This is a genomic window from Rhodoferax sp., assembly GCF_028688795.1.
Taxonomy (GTDB): Bacteria; Pseudomonadota; Gammaproteobacteria; order Burkholderiales; family Burkholderiaceae_C; genus Rhodoferax.
On sequence record NZ_JAQTXM010000032.1, the window covers coordinates 14074 to 27083 of the forward strand.

The 13010-nt window shown below is 58.7% G+C and carries 11 protein-coding genes; 10 read left to right on the top strand and 1 reads right to left on the bottom strand.

The features are described from left to right. The first annotated feature begins 1 nt into the window (after position 1). Complete coding sequence (gene murI, locus PHQ58_RS19190) at positions 2 to 829, top strand: glutamate racemase (protein WP_300114370.1); 828 nt, start codon at positions 2 to 4, stop codon at positions 827 to 829. Between the two features lie 28 nt (positions 830 to 857). On the opposite strand, the gene PHQ58_RS19195 is transcribed toward murI, so the two are convergent. Further along, the gene (locus PHQ58_RS19195; RefSeq protein ID WP_300114373.1) at positions 858 to 2087 is read right to left on the bottom strand and encodes a phosphodiesterase; all 1230 of its coding nucleotides are present in this window, start codon (positions 2085 to 2087) and stop codon (positions 858 to 860) included. 156 nt (positions 2088 to 2243) lie between these two features. Here PHQ58_RS19195 and dapC point away from each other — a divergent pair, with 156 nt between their 5' ends. From dapC to rfbA, 9 genes are all read left to right on the top strand, one after another. Next, complete coding sequence (gene dapC, locus PHQ58_RS19200; protein WP_300114376.1) at positions 2244 to 3458, top strand: succinyldiaminopimelate transaminase; 1215 nt, start codon at positions 2244 to 2246, stop codon at positions 3456 to 3458. 164 nt (positions 3459 to 3622) lie between these two features. Continuing rightward, positions 3623 to 4447: a 2,3,4,5-tetrahydropyridine-2,6-dicarboxylate N-succinyltransferase gene (gene dapD / locus PHQ58_RS19205; RefSeq protein WP_300114379.1), complete on the top strand. Its 825-nt coding sequence runs from the start codon at positions 3623 to 3625 to the stop codon at positions 4445 to 4447. A 35-nt stretch (positions 4448 to 4482) separates the two neighbouring features. Continuing rightward, positions 4483 to 5655, top strand: a complete 1173-nt coding sequence (locus tag PHQ58_RS19210; protein WP_300114381.1) for a PilT/PilU family type 4a pilus ATPase — start codon at positions 4483 to 4485, stop codon at positions 5653 to 5655. A gap of 6 nt (positions 5656 to 5661) precedes the next feature. Next, positions 5662 to 6837: a succinyl-diaminopimelate desuccinylase gene (dapE, locus tag PHQ58_RS19215; protein WP_300114383.1), complete on the top strand. Its 1176-nt coding sequence runs from the start codon at positions 5662 to 5664 to the stop codon at positions 6835 to 6837. 11 nt (positions 6838 to 6848) lie between these two features. After that, positions 6849 to 7901: a 50S ribosomal protein L3 N(5)-glutamine methyltransferase gene (gene prmB / locus PHQ58_RS19220; protein WP_300114455.1), complete on the top strand. Its 1053-nt coding sequence runs from the start codon at positions 6849 to 6851 to the stop codon at positions 7899 to 7901. Positions 7902 to 7975: 74 nt separating this feature from the next. Then, positions 7976 to 9934 (top strand): ABC-F family ATP-binding cassette domain-containing protein, encoded by a 1959-nt coding sequence (locus PHQ58_RS19225; protein ID WP_300114386.1) that lies wholly within the window; start codon positions 7976 to 7978, stop codon positions 9932 to 9934. Between the two features lie 96 nt (positions 9935 to 10030). Next, positions 10031 to 11086: a dTDP-glucose 4,6-dehydratase gene (rfbB, locus tag PHQ58_RS19230; protein ID WP_300114389.1), complete on the top strand. Its 1056-nt coding sequence runs from the start codon at positions 10031 to 10033 to the stop codon at positions 11084 to 11086. 35 nt (positions 11087 to 11121) lie between these two features. Beyond that, complete coding sequence (gene rfbD / locus PHQ58_RS19235; RefSeq protein ID WP_300114392.1) at positions 11122 to 12027, top strand: dTDP-4-dehydrorhamnose reductase; 906 nt, start codon at positions 11122 to 11124, stop codon at positions 12025 to 12027. Between the two features lie 107 nt (positions 12028 to 12134). Beyond that, positions 12135 to 13007 (top strand): glucose-1-phosphate thymidylyltransferase RfbA, encoded by an 873-nt coding sequence (gene rfbA / locus PHQ58_RS19240; RefSeq protein ID WP_300114395.1) that lies wholly within the window; start codon positions 12135 to 12137, stop codon positions 13005 to 13007. Positions 13008 to 13010: the final 3 nt, after the last annotated feature.

Genomic DNA, 13010 nt, shown 5'->3' on the forward strand with positions numbered 1-13010 from the left:
GTTGACACAACCGGGCCTGATTGGGCAAGTCAAGCGCCCCATCGGGGTGTTTGACAGCGGTGTTGGCGGCCTGAGCATCCTCAAGGCCTTGCGCACCGAGCTGCCCTTTGAGGATTTTGTTTATGTGGCCGACAGCGGCTATGCACCGTATGGCGAGCGTGACGAAGGCTTTGTCATTACGCGCTCGCGCACGATTGCCCGGTATTTGCAGGATCACGATCGCCTGAGCATCAAGGCGCTGGTGATTGCCTGCAACACCGCCACTGCAGCCGCCGTGCACCTGCTACGCGAGGACGACCCTGCACTGCCCATCATCGGGGTCGAGCCCGCACTCAAACCCGCCGTTGCCTTGAGCCATACCAAACGCATCGGTGTCATGGCTACCCGAGGCACCCTGGCCAGCCGCAAATTCAAGGCCCTGAGAGATTCTTTGGCAGGCCAGGCCGAATTCATTTGCCAACCTTGCGATGGCTTGGCCGATGCGATCGAGCGCGACGAAACCTCAAAAATAATAGCGCTTTGCGCTGATTACACGGGGGCTATAGGCCAATTTGGCTTAAAAAAAGATCAAATTGACACCTTGGTACTGGGGTGTACCCATTACCCGTTTGCCAGCCATCACCTGCAGACTTTGGTCGGCCCAGAGGTGCGCCTGGTGGATAACGGTGAGCCCGTCGCCCGGCAAACGCGCCGCGTGCTGCCCCTGCTGGCCAACAGCGGTCAACTCGGGAAGCTGGTGCTGTTGTCAACTGGTAACCCTGATGCGCTGCAGGCAGCGGCGAAGCGCTGGCTTGACGTCAATGTAAATGTCCAGCGCCTGACAAGTTAGGCCCTGGCCCTGAAGCCAGTGACAGCAATTACGCCAATTGCCCCCGGGGCATCAGTTTGAGCATCAGTTCCATGTTCAAACTCAGCTTCACCGAGGTGGGGGCCAGCGTGGACTCAACTGCAAAATCTGGCTTGGCCGTGTCGCGCAAGCGGGGTTCGGCAATGGGCTGGCCGCTGCGGTTGATCACCGAAGCCACCCAGGGCTCTCCAGGCTTGATACCCCTACGTACCACCACGGCCGTTTCGCCATTGGCCAGGGTGACAAAAGTGCCTGGCGGGCTCACACCCAGCAGCCTGACCAATGCAGTGCCCACCTCATCGTGTTTGGTTTCACCCACCGGCAACACCACGCTGCGCACCGAATCACGCGCGTTACGCCCGGCTCTGGACTTGCGTGGGCTCATGGCAGCCGTGTAACGGTCAACGATTTGCAAGATGCGTGTCATGCGCTGTGCCACCGGCCAATCAACCAATTTCTCAGGGCCTGAAAGTGCCGCATGGTGCTGCTCAACCACCTGCAACCAGAGTTCATCGGTGACACCTGACTGCACCAACAGCTGGCGCCCCATGACCGAATGCGTGTCGATCATGTTGCGTTGGCTGGGGCTGGGTGCCCCTTTTTGCAAGGCCAACAGGTCTTGTAAATGCGTCATGGCCACATTCATGGTGAGCGCGGCACACACCAGGCTGCGGCGTTCGTCATCAGACAACCCAAACGGGCTTGCCAGTGAATTCACCAAGGCTGCACAAAGCAGGGAATGCAGGGCGCTGTAGCCACCAAAGTGTGTCACGGCCCGGTTAAAAAGTAAAAACTGCGAGCCATAGATATCCTGGCCGAGCAAGCGCCCGATTGCGTCTTCCAGCGAACCAATCTTGCTGTCAAAACCGCTGGTGCTCTGGACGCTGGCCAAAAGACCGCCCAACTTTGACTCAACATCGCCCCAGCGCTGGCTCAAGGTACCCGCCTCTTTGTCTTCGGCTTTTGCGGCGGGCCTGACCCCCAGGTATTTGGAAAAGTCCTTAATGGGTGCACCCATTCGGTTCAGCTCAGTGATACCCGACATCATGGCCCGCACGCCTTCGTCGGTTTCATCGATCTCAACAAAAATTTTGGGTCGACTCTGGATACCTGTCAGTTGCAGAGGGGAGTCAATTTTTTGCCCCTTGGCCAACAAAATAGCACCGGAGCCGTCGCGCAGCGTAAACGGCAAAGACATGCCGATATAAAGCAATTCTGGTCGAAATTCAATCAGGTCCATGTCGGTCGTATTGCATGCGCAGTGATGAAAATTGAAACCTGGCCATCAGTATGGCAAAGCGGTAAAGGCGTTGGGGCGACGCACCGCCTGACTCTAACTCAAACATTGGGCTTGTAGACAACGCCCGGGCAACGCAATCCCGGATAATCACGCCCCATGAATGACCTCTTAACGCTCCTGCAGCCCTACCCCTTTGAGCGGCTGCGCCAGCTCTTTGCTGACATCACCCCCAACCCTGCCTACAAGGCTATCAGTCTGGGCTTGGGCGAACCACGCCACGCCACGCCACAGCTGATCCAGAACGCCATGATCCAGGCCATCACCCGCGCACCGAGCGGCTTGGCCAGCTATCCGGCCACCGCCGGTGAACCCGCGCTGCGCGAGGCCTTTGCCCAATGGATGTTGCGCCGCTACGGCCTGGCGCTTGACCCCGCCACACAAATGTTGCCGGTGCTTGGTTCGCGCGAAGCGCTGTTTGCCCTGGCGCAAACCGTGATCAATCGCCCGGCCAACGCGGCAGATCCCAAACCCCTGGTGGTTTGCCCCAACCCGTTCTATCAAATCTACGAAGGCGCCGCCCTACTGGCCGGTGCTGAACCCTACTTTGTGGCGAGTGACCCAGCGCGCAACTTTGCCCCTGACTGGGCCAGCGTGCCCGATGCGGTGTGGGCGCGCACCCAACTGCTCATCGTCTGCTCTCCGGGCAACCCCACCGGCGCAGTGATGCCGTTGTCAGAATGGCAAATGCTGTTTGAGCTCAGCGACAAGTTTGGCTTTGTGATTGGATCAGACGAGTGCTACAGCGAGATTTACTTCCGCGACGAACCGCCCTTGGGTGGCATGGAAGCCGCCGCCAAACTTGGCCGCGCTGACTTTAAAAACATGATCTCGCTCACCAGCCTGTCCAAGCGCAGCAATGTGCCCGGCATGCGCAGCGGCTTTGTCGCCGGCGATGCGGCCCTGATCAAACCGTTTTTGCTCTACCGCACCTATCACGGCAGCGCCATGAGCCCTGTGGTGCAGGCGGCCAGCACGGCAGCTTGGCAAGACGAGGCCCACGTGGTGGCCAATCGGGCCCTGTACCGCACCAAGTTTGCCGAAGTGACGCCACGGCTGGCCCAGGTGTTGAAGCTGTCGCTGCCCGATGCCGGCTTCTACTTGTGGGCCGATGTGGCCGGGGATGACACTGCTTTTGCTCGCGAGCTTTACGCTAACTACAATGTGACGGTGCTGCCGGGCAGCTTTTTGGCTCGTACAGCCCAAGGCCACAACCCCGGCTTGTGCCGCATCCGCATGGCCTTGGTGGCCGACACCACAGAGTGTGTGGAGGCTGCGGAGCGCATTGTTGAATTTGTTAAAACCCGAGCCTGAATTGAAACTTTGTTGACTGTACCCGCGCAGTGGCTGGCTTTGGCGGCCTCCTCATACTGGGGTAGCAGAAATCGTCGGCCGCCAAAGCCAGCCACTGCACTAGTCGCGCTGCCAGCCAGCCACCTGTATATCATTCCTCACGTTGAACCAACCCTATCATTTTCATGACACAACAACTTCAAACCATTCTTGACGCCGCTTGGGACGACCGTGCCAACATCTCTGCCACCAATGCATCCAAGGAAGTCATTGACGCTGTCGAACATGTCATCAGTTCGCTCAACACCGGCCATTTGCGCGTGGCCACCCGCGAAGGTGTGGGCCAATGGACCACCCACCAGTGGATTAAAAAAGCCGTGTTGCTGAGCTTTCGCCTGAACGACAACGCCATCATGCACGCCGGTGACCTGGCTTTTTACGACAAAGTGCCAACCAAATTCTCCAACATGACAGCCTCGGGCCTGCAAGCCACCGGCGTGCGCATCGTGCCGCCGGCAGTGGCGCGCCGTGGCAGCTATCTGGCAAAAGGTGTGATTTTGATGCCCTCGTTTGTGAACATTGGCGCATTTGTCGACGAAGGCACCATGGTTGACACCTGGGCGGCTGTGGGCTCGTGCGCGCAGATCGGCAAAAACGTGCACTTGAGCGGTGGCGTCGGTATCGGTGGCGTGCTGGAACCAATGCAGGCCAACCCGACCATCATCGAGGACAACTGCTTCATCGGTGCCCGCTCCGAAATTGTGGAAGGCGTCATCGTCGAAGAAAACTCAGTCATCTCGATGGGTGTCTACATTGGCCAGAGCACCCCGATTTATGACCGCGCCAGCGACACCGTGAGCTACGGCCGCATTCCGGCCGGCTCGGTGGTGATCAGCGGTAACCTGCCCAAAGATGGCGGCAAATACAGCCTGTACGCGGCCATCATCGTCAAACGCGTTGATGCCCAAACCCGCGCCAAGACCAGTTTGAACGATTTGTTGCGAGATTAAGGCTTAGTTCTGTCCTCACCTGACCAGGTAACAACATGGCAACCACACCCGCAACCAACGGCACCATGGACCGGATTCTTCGGCTGATGGCCGAAAAGCGCGCGTCTGACGTGTACCTGTCAGCGCATTCCCCGGCCATGATCCGCATCAACGGCCTTTGCGTGCCCATCAACAGCCAAGTGTTGCCACCCGATGCTGCCATCACCTTGTTGCGGGAAATCCTGCCGCCAGAGCGCATCGAAGAATTGTTGGAGCTCAATGAGCTCAATATGGGTTGGTCGATGAGCGGGGTTGGCCGTTTTCGCATCAGCGCGATGCGCCAGCGCGGCACCATTGCCGCTGTGATTCGCTACATCACCAGCGACATTCCGGCGCTGGCCTCGTTGTCCTTGCCTTTGAGTCTGGCCAATTTGATGCTGGAGAAGCGCGGTCTGGTGCTGATGGTGGGGGCCACAGGGGCCGGCAAAAGCACCACCCTGGCGTCAATGATTGACCACCGCAACGCCAGCACGACAGGTCACATCCTGACCATCGAGGACCCGATCGAGTTTTTGTTCAAGAACAAACGCTCCGTGGTCAACCAGCGCGAAGTGGGCACCGATACCCAGTCGACCCAACTGGCACTGAAAAACGCCTTGCGACAAGCCCCGGATGTGATCCTGATTGGTGAAATTCGCGACCGTGACACCATGAGCGCGGCCATTGCCTACGCGCAGACCGGTCACCTGTGCCTGGCCACCATGCATGCCAACAACAGCTACCAGGCGCTGAATCGCGTCTTGAGTTTTTACCCGGTTGAGGTGCGCCCTACCATGCTGGGCGACCTGGCCTCATCGCTGAAAGCCATCGTGTCGCAACGTCTGTTGCGCACCATAGCCGACACCCGCACACCGGCTGTTGAGATCATGCTCAATACCCGGTTGGTGGCTGAAATGATCGAAAAAGGGGACTTCTCCAGCATCCTGGAGGCCATGGAAAAATCCATTGTGGAGGGCAGCCAGACTTACGAGCAGGACATTGCCCGCCTGATCACCGCCGGCATTGTCGACCGCAAGGAAGGCCTGGCCAATGCCGACTCACCCACCAACTTGATGTGGCGCCTGCAAAACGAATTTGCCGCCCAAAGCAAAAAATCCGTGCCCACGCCGGCCCCCGAGGCCGACGACGAAGCCACTTTCACCGAAATCACGCTCGACGTGAACCACTGATTCTTTATGAGCCCTACCCTTGCCTTGGCGCGCCAATTGATTGCCTGCCGCTCTGAAACCCCGTCTGACGGCCAATGCCAGCAAATCATTGGCCAAAGGCTTGCCGCAGCAGGCTTTAATCTGCACACGCTGGTCAGCGGACCGGCTGAATCTGCCGTTACTAATTTATGGGCAAAACGACCTGTAGCCCTTATAAATAAAGCGCAAGAAGCTACTAAGTTAATAGTATTTGCAGGCCACACCGATGTTGTACCGACCGGCCCCTTGAACCACTGGGACAGCGACCCCTTCACCCCCACCGAGCGCGACGGCAAGTTATTTGGCCGCGGTTCCGCCGACATGAAAACCTCACTGGCAGCATTTGTGGTGGCCACAGAAGCCTTTGTGGCAGCGCACCCGGACACACCCCTGAGCATCGGCTTTTTACTCACCAGCGACGAAGAAGGCCCGGCGCTGGACGGCACGGTCAAGGTCTGCGAATGGCTGACCGCCAATGGCGAGCAACTTGACTATTGCATCGTCGGCGAGCCCACCTCGGTGGCGCGCACCGGCGACATGATCAAAAACGGCCGCCGCGGCACCCTGAGCGGCAAGCTCACGGTGAAGGGTGTACAGGGCCACATTGCCTACCCGCACTTGGCCAAGAACCCGATCCATCTGCTGGCCCCGGCACTGGACGAGTTGGTGGGCATCGAATGGGACAAAGGCAACGCATTTTTCCCGCCCACGTCCTGGCAGGTCAGCAACATCCACGGTGGCACGGGCGCCAGCAACGTGATTCCAGGCGCGGTGGTGGTTGATTTCAACTTTCGGTTTTCCACCGAGTCCACCCCTGAGTCCCTGCAACAGCGCCTGCAAGCGGTGCTTGATCGCCATGAGCTCGCCTTTGATTTAACCTGGACGCTGGGCGGCACACCGTTTTTGACCACGCCAGGCACCTTGGTGGATGCGGTGGTCGCTGCCATTCAGGCCGAGGTTGGCATCACACCCGAGCTATCCACCACCGGGGGCACCAGTGACGGCCGCTTCATTGCCAAGATTTGCCCACAGGTGATTGAGCTTGGCCCCCCCAACGGCAGCATTCACAAAATCAACGAACACATTGCGCTGGCTGACATCGAGCCTCTTACCCGGATTTACCAGGGCGTGCTTGAGAACCTGCACGCGCAGTTGCTGACATGAGCACGCCGAAAATGCCAGCCGAAGGCCTTGGCCAGCCGCCCGGCTTGGCCAGCACTGCCGAGCCGATCACGCTACTGGACTGCGTGAAGGCAGCCGCCCAGCAGCTCACCGAGGCGGGTGTCGCGTTTGGCCATGGCACCACCAATGCCTTTGACGAAGCTGCCTGGCTGGTGTTGTGGCAGCTCGGTTTGCCCCTGGACACGCCCTTGTTGCCCACCGCTGAGCCGCTGTCAGAGTCTTCACCGACCCCTGAAGACGCAATGGCAACAGCGATTGAGCCAGCTGAAGAATTTATATCAAATCGACCTGTAACCCTTATAGAACAAGCGCAGATAGCTACTCTTTTGAGAGCGCGTATCGATACCCGAAAACCAGCCGCCTACCTGACGCATGAAGCCTGGCTGCAGGGTGTTGCGTTTTATGTGGACGAACGTGTCATCGTGCCACGTTCGCTCATTGCAGAGGTGCTGGTCGAAGGCAGTTTGGACTACTGGCTGAGCGAAACCACCCACCGTGTGCTCGACCTGTGCACCGGCAACGGCAGCCTGGCCGTGATTGCCGCCATGGTTTACCCCGACGTGCTCTTGCAAGCCTCTGACATCAGTGCCGAGGCGCTGGAAGTGGCACGTATCAATGTGGACCGCCATGGCCTGCATGACCGCATCATCTTGCGCCAGGGCGACGGTCTGCCAAAAAGCGGCACCCATTACGACCTGATTTTGTGCAACCCGCCCTATGTCAATGCCCAAAGCATGGCCACCCTGCCACCGGAATTCAAGGCGGAACCCGCCTTGGCGCTGGACGGCAACATGGCTGGTGGCAGCGACGGCATGGACTTTGTGCGCCAGCTCCTGGCCGATGCGCCCGCCTGCATGAGCGAGCAAGCCGTTTTGGTGCTGGAAGTGGGCCACGAACGCGAACACTTTGAGGCCGCTTTTCCCCAGCTTGAGGTCTACTGGCTGGCCACCAGCGCCGGCGAAGACCAGGTGTTGCTGGTCACCCGCGAAGCCCTAGTGAACGCCCACGTCCCCAAATTTCTGGATCCTGGATCACCTCCGGGATGACACATAGCTTGTCATCGCGGGTTTGACCTGCCATCCACGCCCCTATTCATCTAACTTCTTGCGAAAAATTTCTTTTGATCACCCTAAAAAATGTCACCCTGCGCCGCGGCGCCAAAGTCTTGCTTGACGGCGCCAACGTCACCCTCAACCCCGGTGAAAAAGTCGGTCTGGTCGGGCGCAACGGCGCTGGCAAATCCTCCTTGTTCGCGCTGTTCAATGGCAACCTGCACGAAGATGGCGGCGAGTACTACATTCCCACCCAATGGCGCATGGGCCAGGTGGCTCAGGACATGCCCGAAACCGAGCAAAGCGCCACTGACTTTGTGGTTGAAGGCGACGTGAATCTGCTGGCCGCGCAACAAGAAGTCACCGCGGCCGAGGCCACCGACGACTACGACCGCATGGCCCACGCCTACATGGCGCTGCAAGATGCTGGCGCCAATGACGCCCCAGCGCGTGCGCAAGCGCTCATCCAGGGCCTGGGCTTCAAGACCACCGAGCTCACCAACCCGGTCAACAGCTTCTCGGGCGGCTGGCGCATGCGCCTGCAACTGGCGCGCGCCTTGATGTGCCCAAGCGATTTGCTGCTGCTTGACGAACCTACCAATCACTTGGACCTTGACGCGCTGGTGTGGCTGGAAGCCTGGCTCAAGCGTTACGAAGGCACCATGATCGTCATCAGCCATGACCGCGAGTTTCTGGACGCCATCACCAACGTCACCCTGCACATTGACGCGGGCAAGCTGGTGCGCTACGGCGGTAACTACAGCAAGTTCGAGGACATGCGTGCCGAGCAGATGAACCTGCAGCAAAACGCCTTTGCCAAACAGCAAGACAAAATTGCCCACCTGCAAAAGTTCATTGCCCGATTCAAGGCCAAGGCCAGCAAAGCCAAACAGGCGCAAAGCCGGGTCAAGGCGCTGGACCGCATGGAAAAAATTGCACCGCTGCTGTCTGAGGCTGACTTCACCTTTGAATTCAAAGAGCCGGCCAACCTGCCCAATCCGATGCTGTCAATGTCGGGCGTGGACTTTGGCTACCCGCCAGCCGAAGATGCACCCGAAGGCACACCGCCCACCGTGATCGTGCGCAACGTCAGCAAGTCGGTGCTGGCCGGCCAGCGTATCGGCATTTTGGGCGCCAACGGACAAGGTAAATCAACTGTGGTGAAAACCATCGCGCGCGATTTGTTGCCCATCAGCGGCGAAATCACCGAAGGCAAGGGCCTGAGCATTGGCTATTTTGCCCAGCAAGAGCTCGACGTGCTGCGCCCCGCCGACACCCCACTGGAGCACATGATCCGCCTAGTGAAAGACATGACCGCCGCCGGAAAAATCGTCGGCCAGCAAACCCGCGAGCAAGACCTGCGCAGTTTCCTGGGCACCTTCAATTTTGGTGGCGACATGGTCAAGCAAGCCGTGGGCAGCATGAGCGGTGGCGAAAAAGCCCGCCTGGTGCTGTGCATGATCGTCTGGCAGCGCCCTAACCTGTTGTTGCTTGATGAGCCGACCAACCACCTGGACCTGGCCACCCGCGAGGCGTTGGCCATGGCGCTGAATGAGTTTGAAGGCACCGTCATGCTGGTCAGCCACGACCGGGCCTTGTTGCGGAGCGTGTGCGACGAATTCTGGATGGTGTCGCGCGGCGGCGTCGAGCCCTTTGACGGTGACCTGGACGACTACCAGCGCTACCTGCTGGATGAAGCCAAGCGCCAGCGCGAAGCCATCAAGGAAGCCAGCAGCGCTGCGGCGAAGGCCGAACGCAAGGCACAGGCTGAAGCCATCGCCGCAGCAGCCAAAGTCAAGCACAAGCCAGCGCCCACCGGCTCGCTCAAACGCAAATTGTCAGACATTGAGGCCCGCATGGCCGTGCTCAATGGTGAAGGCGCCGCGCTGGAAGGCCATCTCAGCCAGTCACCGCCACCGTCCGACTTTGCAAACCAAGGCAAGCGACTGAAAGCGGTCAATGAAGAGCTGCAGACACTGGAAGAGCAATGGCTGGCAGTCTCGACAGAAATAGAATCTGCCGGTTAACACAGACATCCTGTCGGGCCGACTGAAGTCAACGCTGTAAAGGTTCAGCTCACGTCAATGGGTGCTTAGGAAAAGCCAACTTTAGGGAGTAACAAAATGATCATGGTCACAGGCGGCGCCGGTTTTATTGGTGCCAATTTCGTTCTTGACTGGCTGGCTTTGAATGATGAGCCCGTCATCAACCTCGACAAACTCACCTACGCCGGCAACCCCGAAACCCTGCAAAGCCTGCAGGGTGATGCGCGCCACACTCTGGTGCAAGGCGACATTGGTGACGCCACGCTGGTCACCCAACTGCTGACCCAGCACCAACCGCGCGCCGTCATCAACTTTGCCGCTGAGAGCCATGTGGACCGCTCCATCCACGGCCCAGGTGAATTCATCCAGACCAACATCGTAGGCACCTTCAACCTGCTCGAATCGGTGCGCGGATATTGGAGCGACTTGCCGGCTAATCAAAAAGCAGCTTTTCGCTTCCTGCATGTGTCCACTGACGAAGTTTATGGCTCACTGGCCAAAGACGACCCGGCTTTCACCGAGTCCAGCCACATTGAGCCCAACAGCCCGTACAGCGCCAGCAAAGCCGCCAGCGACCATCTGGTACGCGCCTGGCACCACACCTACGGCCTGCCGGTGCTCACCACCAATTGCTCCAACAATTACGGGCCGTATCACTTTCCTGAAAAGCTCATCCCGCTGCTGATCGTCAACTCATTGGCCGGCAAGCCGTTACCGGTGTATGGGGATGGCCAGCAGATTCGCGACTGGTTGTATGTCAAAGACCACTGCAGCGCCATCCGTCGCGTCTTAGAGGCCGGTCGCCTGGGTGAAATCTACAACGTGGGTGGCTGGAACGAAAAGGCCAACCTGGAGATCGTCCACACGGTGTGCAGCTTGCTGGATGAGTTGCGTCCGCGTGCGGATGGTAAGCCCTACAAAGACCAGATCACCTATGTGACCGACCGCCCCGGCCACGACCGCCGCTACGCCATCGACGCCCGCAAGCTGGAAAGTGAACTCGGCTGGAAACCGGCGGAAACCTTTGAATCAGGCATCCGCAAGACCGTGCAGTGGTACCTGGACAACCCCGACTGGGTGGCTCATGTGCAAAGTGGTGCCTACAGGGATTGGGTACAAAAGCAATACAACTAATTGGGGTCAGATTCCAATTTTTTTCAGGGCCTGGTTTGAAAATTCTCCTTTTGGGTAAAAACGGCCAGGTCGGCTGGGAACTGCAACGAAGCCTGGCGCCTTTGGGCGAGCTCATCGCGCTTGACCGTCACAGCACCGACTATTGCGGTGACCTCAGTAACCTGAGCGGTTTGGCAGAAACGGTGCGGGCCGTGAAGCCGGACGTGATTGTCAACGCCGCCGCGCACACGGCTGTGGACAAGGCCGAATCCGAGCCCGAACTGGCACGCACGCTCAATGCGCAAGCGCCCCAAGTGTTGGCAATTGAAGCCGCCAAGCTTGGCGCCTGGCTGGTGCACTACAGCACCGACTACGTGTTTGATGGCAGTGGCGACAAGCCCTGGATCGAGTCTGATGCCACCGCTCCTTTGAGCGTTTACGGTGCCACCAAGCGCGAAGGCGAGGCCTTGATCGCCCAGCATTACTCCAAGCATTTGATCTTCAGAACCAGCTGGGTTTACGCGGCACGCGGTGGCAACTTTGCCAAAACCATGCTGCGGCTGGGTCAGGAGCGCGACAAGCTGACCGTCATCAACGACCAATTTGGTGCGCCCACCGGCGCTGATTTGATTGCTGACGTGACGGCTCACGCCATTCGTCAGTTGGTTCAAAGTGGGGCCAAAGCAGCCGAGCTGGCCGGCATTTACCATTTGGTCGCTAGCGGCACCACCACCTGGTTTGACTATGCGAAACATGTCCTAGACCAGGCAGAACAAGCGCTACCAGCTATCAAAATTAAAGCTACCGAGGTATTACCTGTACCCACCAGCGCCTTCCCGACACCCGCCAAGCGGCCGCACAACTCGCGCTTGGACACAAGCAAATTGCAGCGCACCTTTGCGTTGACGCTTCCCGCATGGCAGTCCGGGGTCAATCGCATGCTTAGAGAAACCCTCAATTGAAGCTGATCGCATCAGTGGGTTCCGCAGGGTGGGCCTGCACCCGACTGGTCGACTGAAGTCGACCCTACAAAACGCCAGCAACACTCACAACCCTTGGAATTCACACCATGACACAACGCAAAGGCATCATCCTGGCCGGCGGCTCCGGCACACGGCTTTACCCGGTCACACAGGCCGTCAGCAAGCAACTCATGCCGGTGTATGACAAGCCGATGATTTACTACCCCTTGAGCACGCTGATGCTCGCCGGAATCCGAGAGGTGTTGATCATCTCCACACCGCAAGACACACCGCGTTTTGCCGATTTGCTCGGCGACGGCAGCCAGTGGGGCATGAGCATCAGCTACGCCGTTCAGCCTTCGCCAGACGGCTTGGCGCAGGCCTTCATCATTGGTCGTGATTTCGTCAATGGCCTGCCCAGTGCGCTGGTGCTGGGCGATAACATTTTTTACGGCCATGACCTCAGCAAACAATTGGCAAATGCCGATGCCCGCACCAGTGGTGCCAGTGTGTTTGCCTACCATGTGACCGACCCCGAACGCTACGGCGTGGTGGCGTTTGACGCGGACAAGCGCGCCATCAGCATCGAAGAAAAGCCGGCACAACCCAAGAGCAATTACGCCGTCACCGGCCTTTATTTTTATGACAACCAGGTGTGCGACATTGCTGCCAGCATAAAGCCTTCTGCCCGGGGCGAGCTTGAAATCACCGATGTGAATCGCGTCTACCTTGAAAAAGGTCAACTCAGCGTCGAAATGATGGGCCGCGGCTACGCTTGGCTCGACACCGGCACCCATGACAGCCTGCTGGAGGCTGCCAGCTTCATTGCGACCCTGCAAAAACGCCAGGGCCTGCAGGTGGCTTGTCCGGAAGAGATTGCCTTTGCGCAAAAATGGATAGATGCCGCGCAGATTCAAAAGCTGGCTGCGCCGCTGGCGAAAAACGGCTACGGCCAGTATTTGCTGAGCCTGTTGAAGTGACCA

What these genes read in the sequence shown, in the direction of transcription:
- dapC (WP_300114376.1), top strand. Translation starts at nt 2,244, where the DNA reads ATGAATGACCTCTTAACGCTCCTGCAGCCCTACCCCTTTGAGCGGCTG.
- rfbB (WP_300114389.1), top strand. Translation starts at nt 10,031, where the DNA reads ATGATCATGGTCACAGGCGGCGCCGGTTTTATTGGTGCCAATTTCGTT.
- dapE (WP_300114383.1), top strand. Translation starts at nt 5,662, where the DNA reads ATGAGCCCTACCCTTGCCTTGGCGCGCCAATTGATTGCCTGCCGCTCT.
- PHQ58_RS19210 (WP_300114381.1), top strand. Translation starts at nt 4,483, where the DNA reads ATGGCAACCACACCCGCAACCAACGGCACCATGGACCGGATTCTTCGG.
- PHQ58_RS19195 (WP_300114373.1), bottom strand. Translation starts at nt 2,087, where the DNA reads ATGGACCTGATTGAATTTCGACCAGAATTGCTTTATATCGGCATGTCT.
- prmB (WP_300114455.1), top strand. Translation starts at nt 6,849, where the DNA reads ATGCCAGCCGAAGGCCTTGGCCAGCCGCCCGGCTTGGCCAGCACTGCC.
- dapD (WP_300114379.1), top strand. Translation starts at nt 3,623, where the DNA reads ATGACACAACAACTTCAAACCATTCTTGACGCCGCTTGGGACGACCGT.
- rfbA (WP_300114395.1), top strand. Translation starts at nt 12,135, where the DNA reads ATGACACAACGCAAAGGCATCATCCTGGCCGGCGGCTCCGGCACACGG.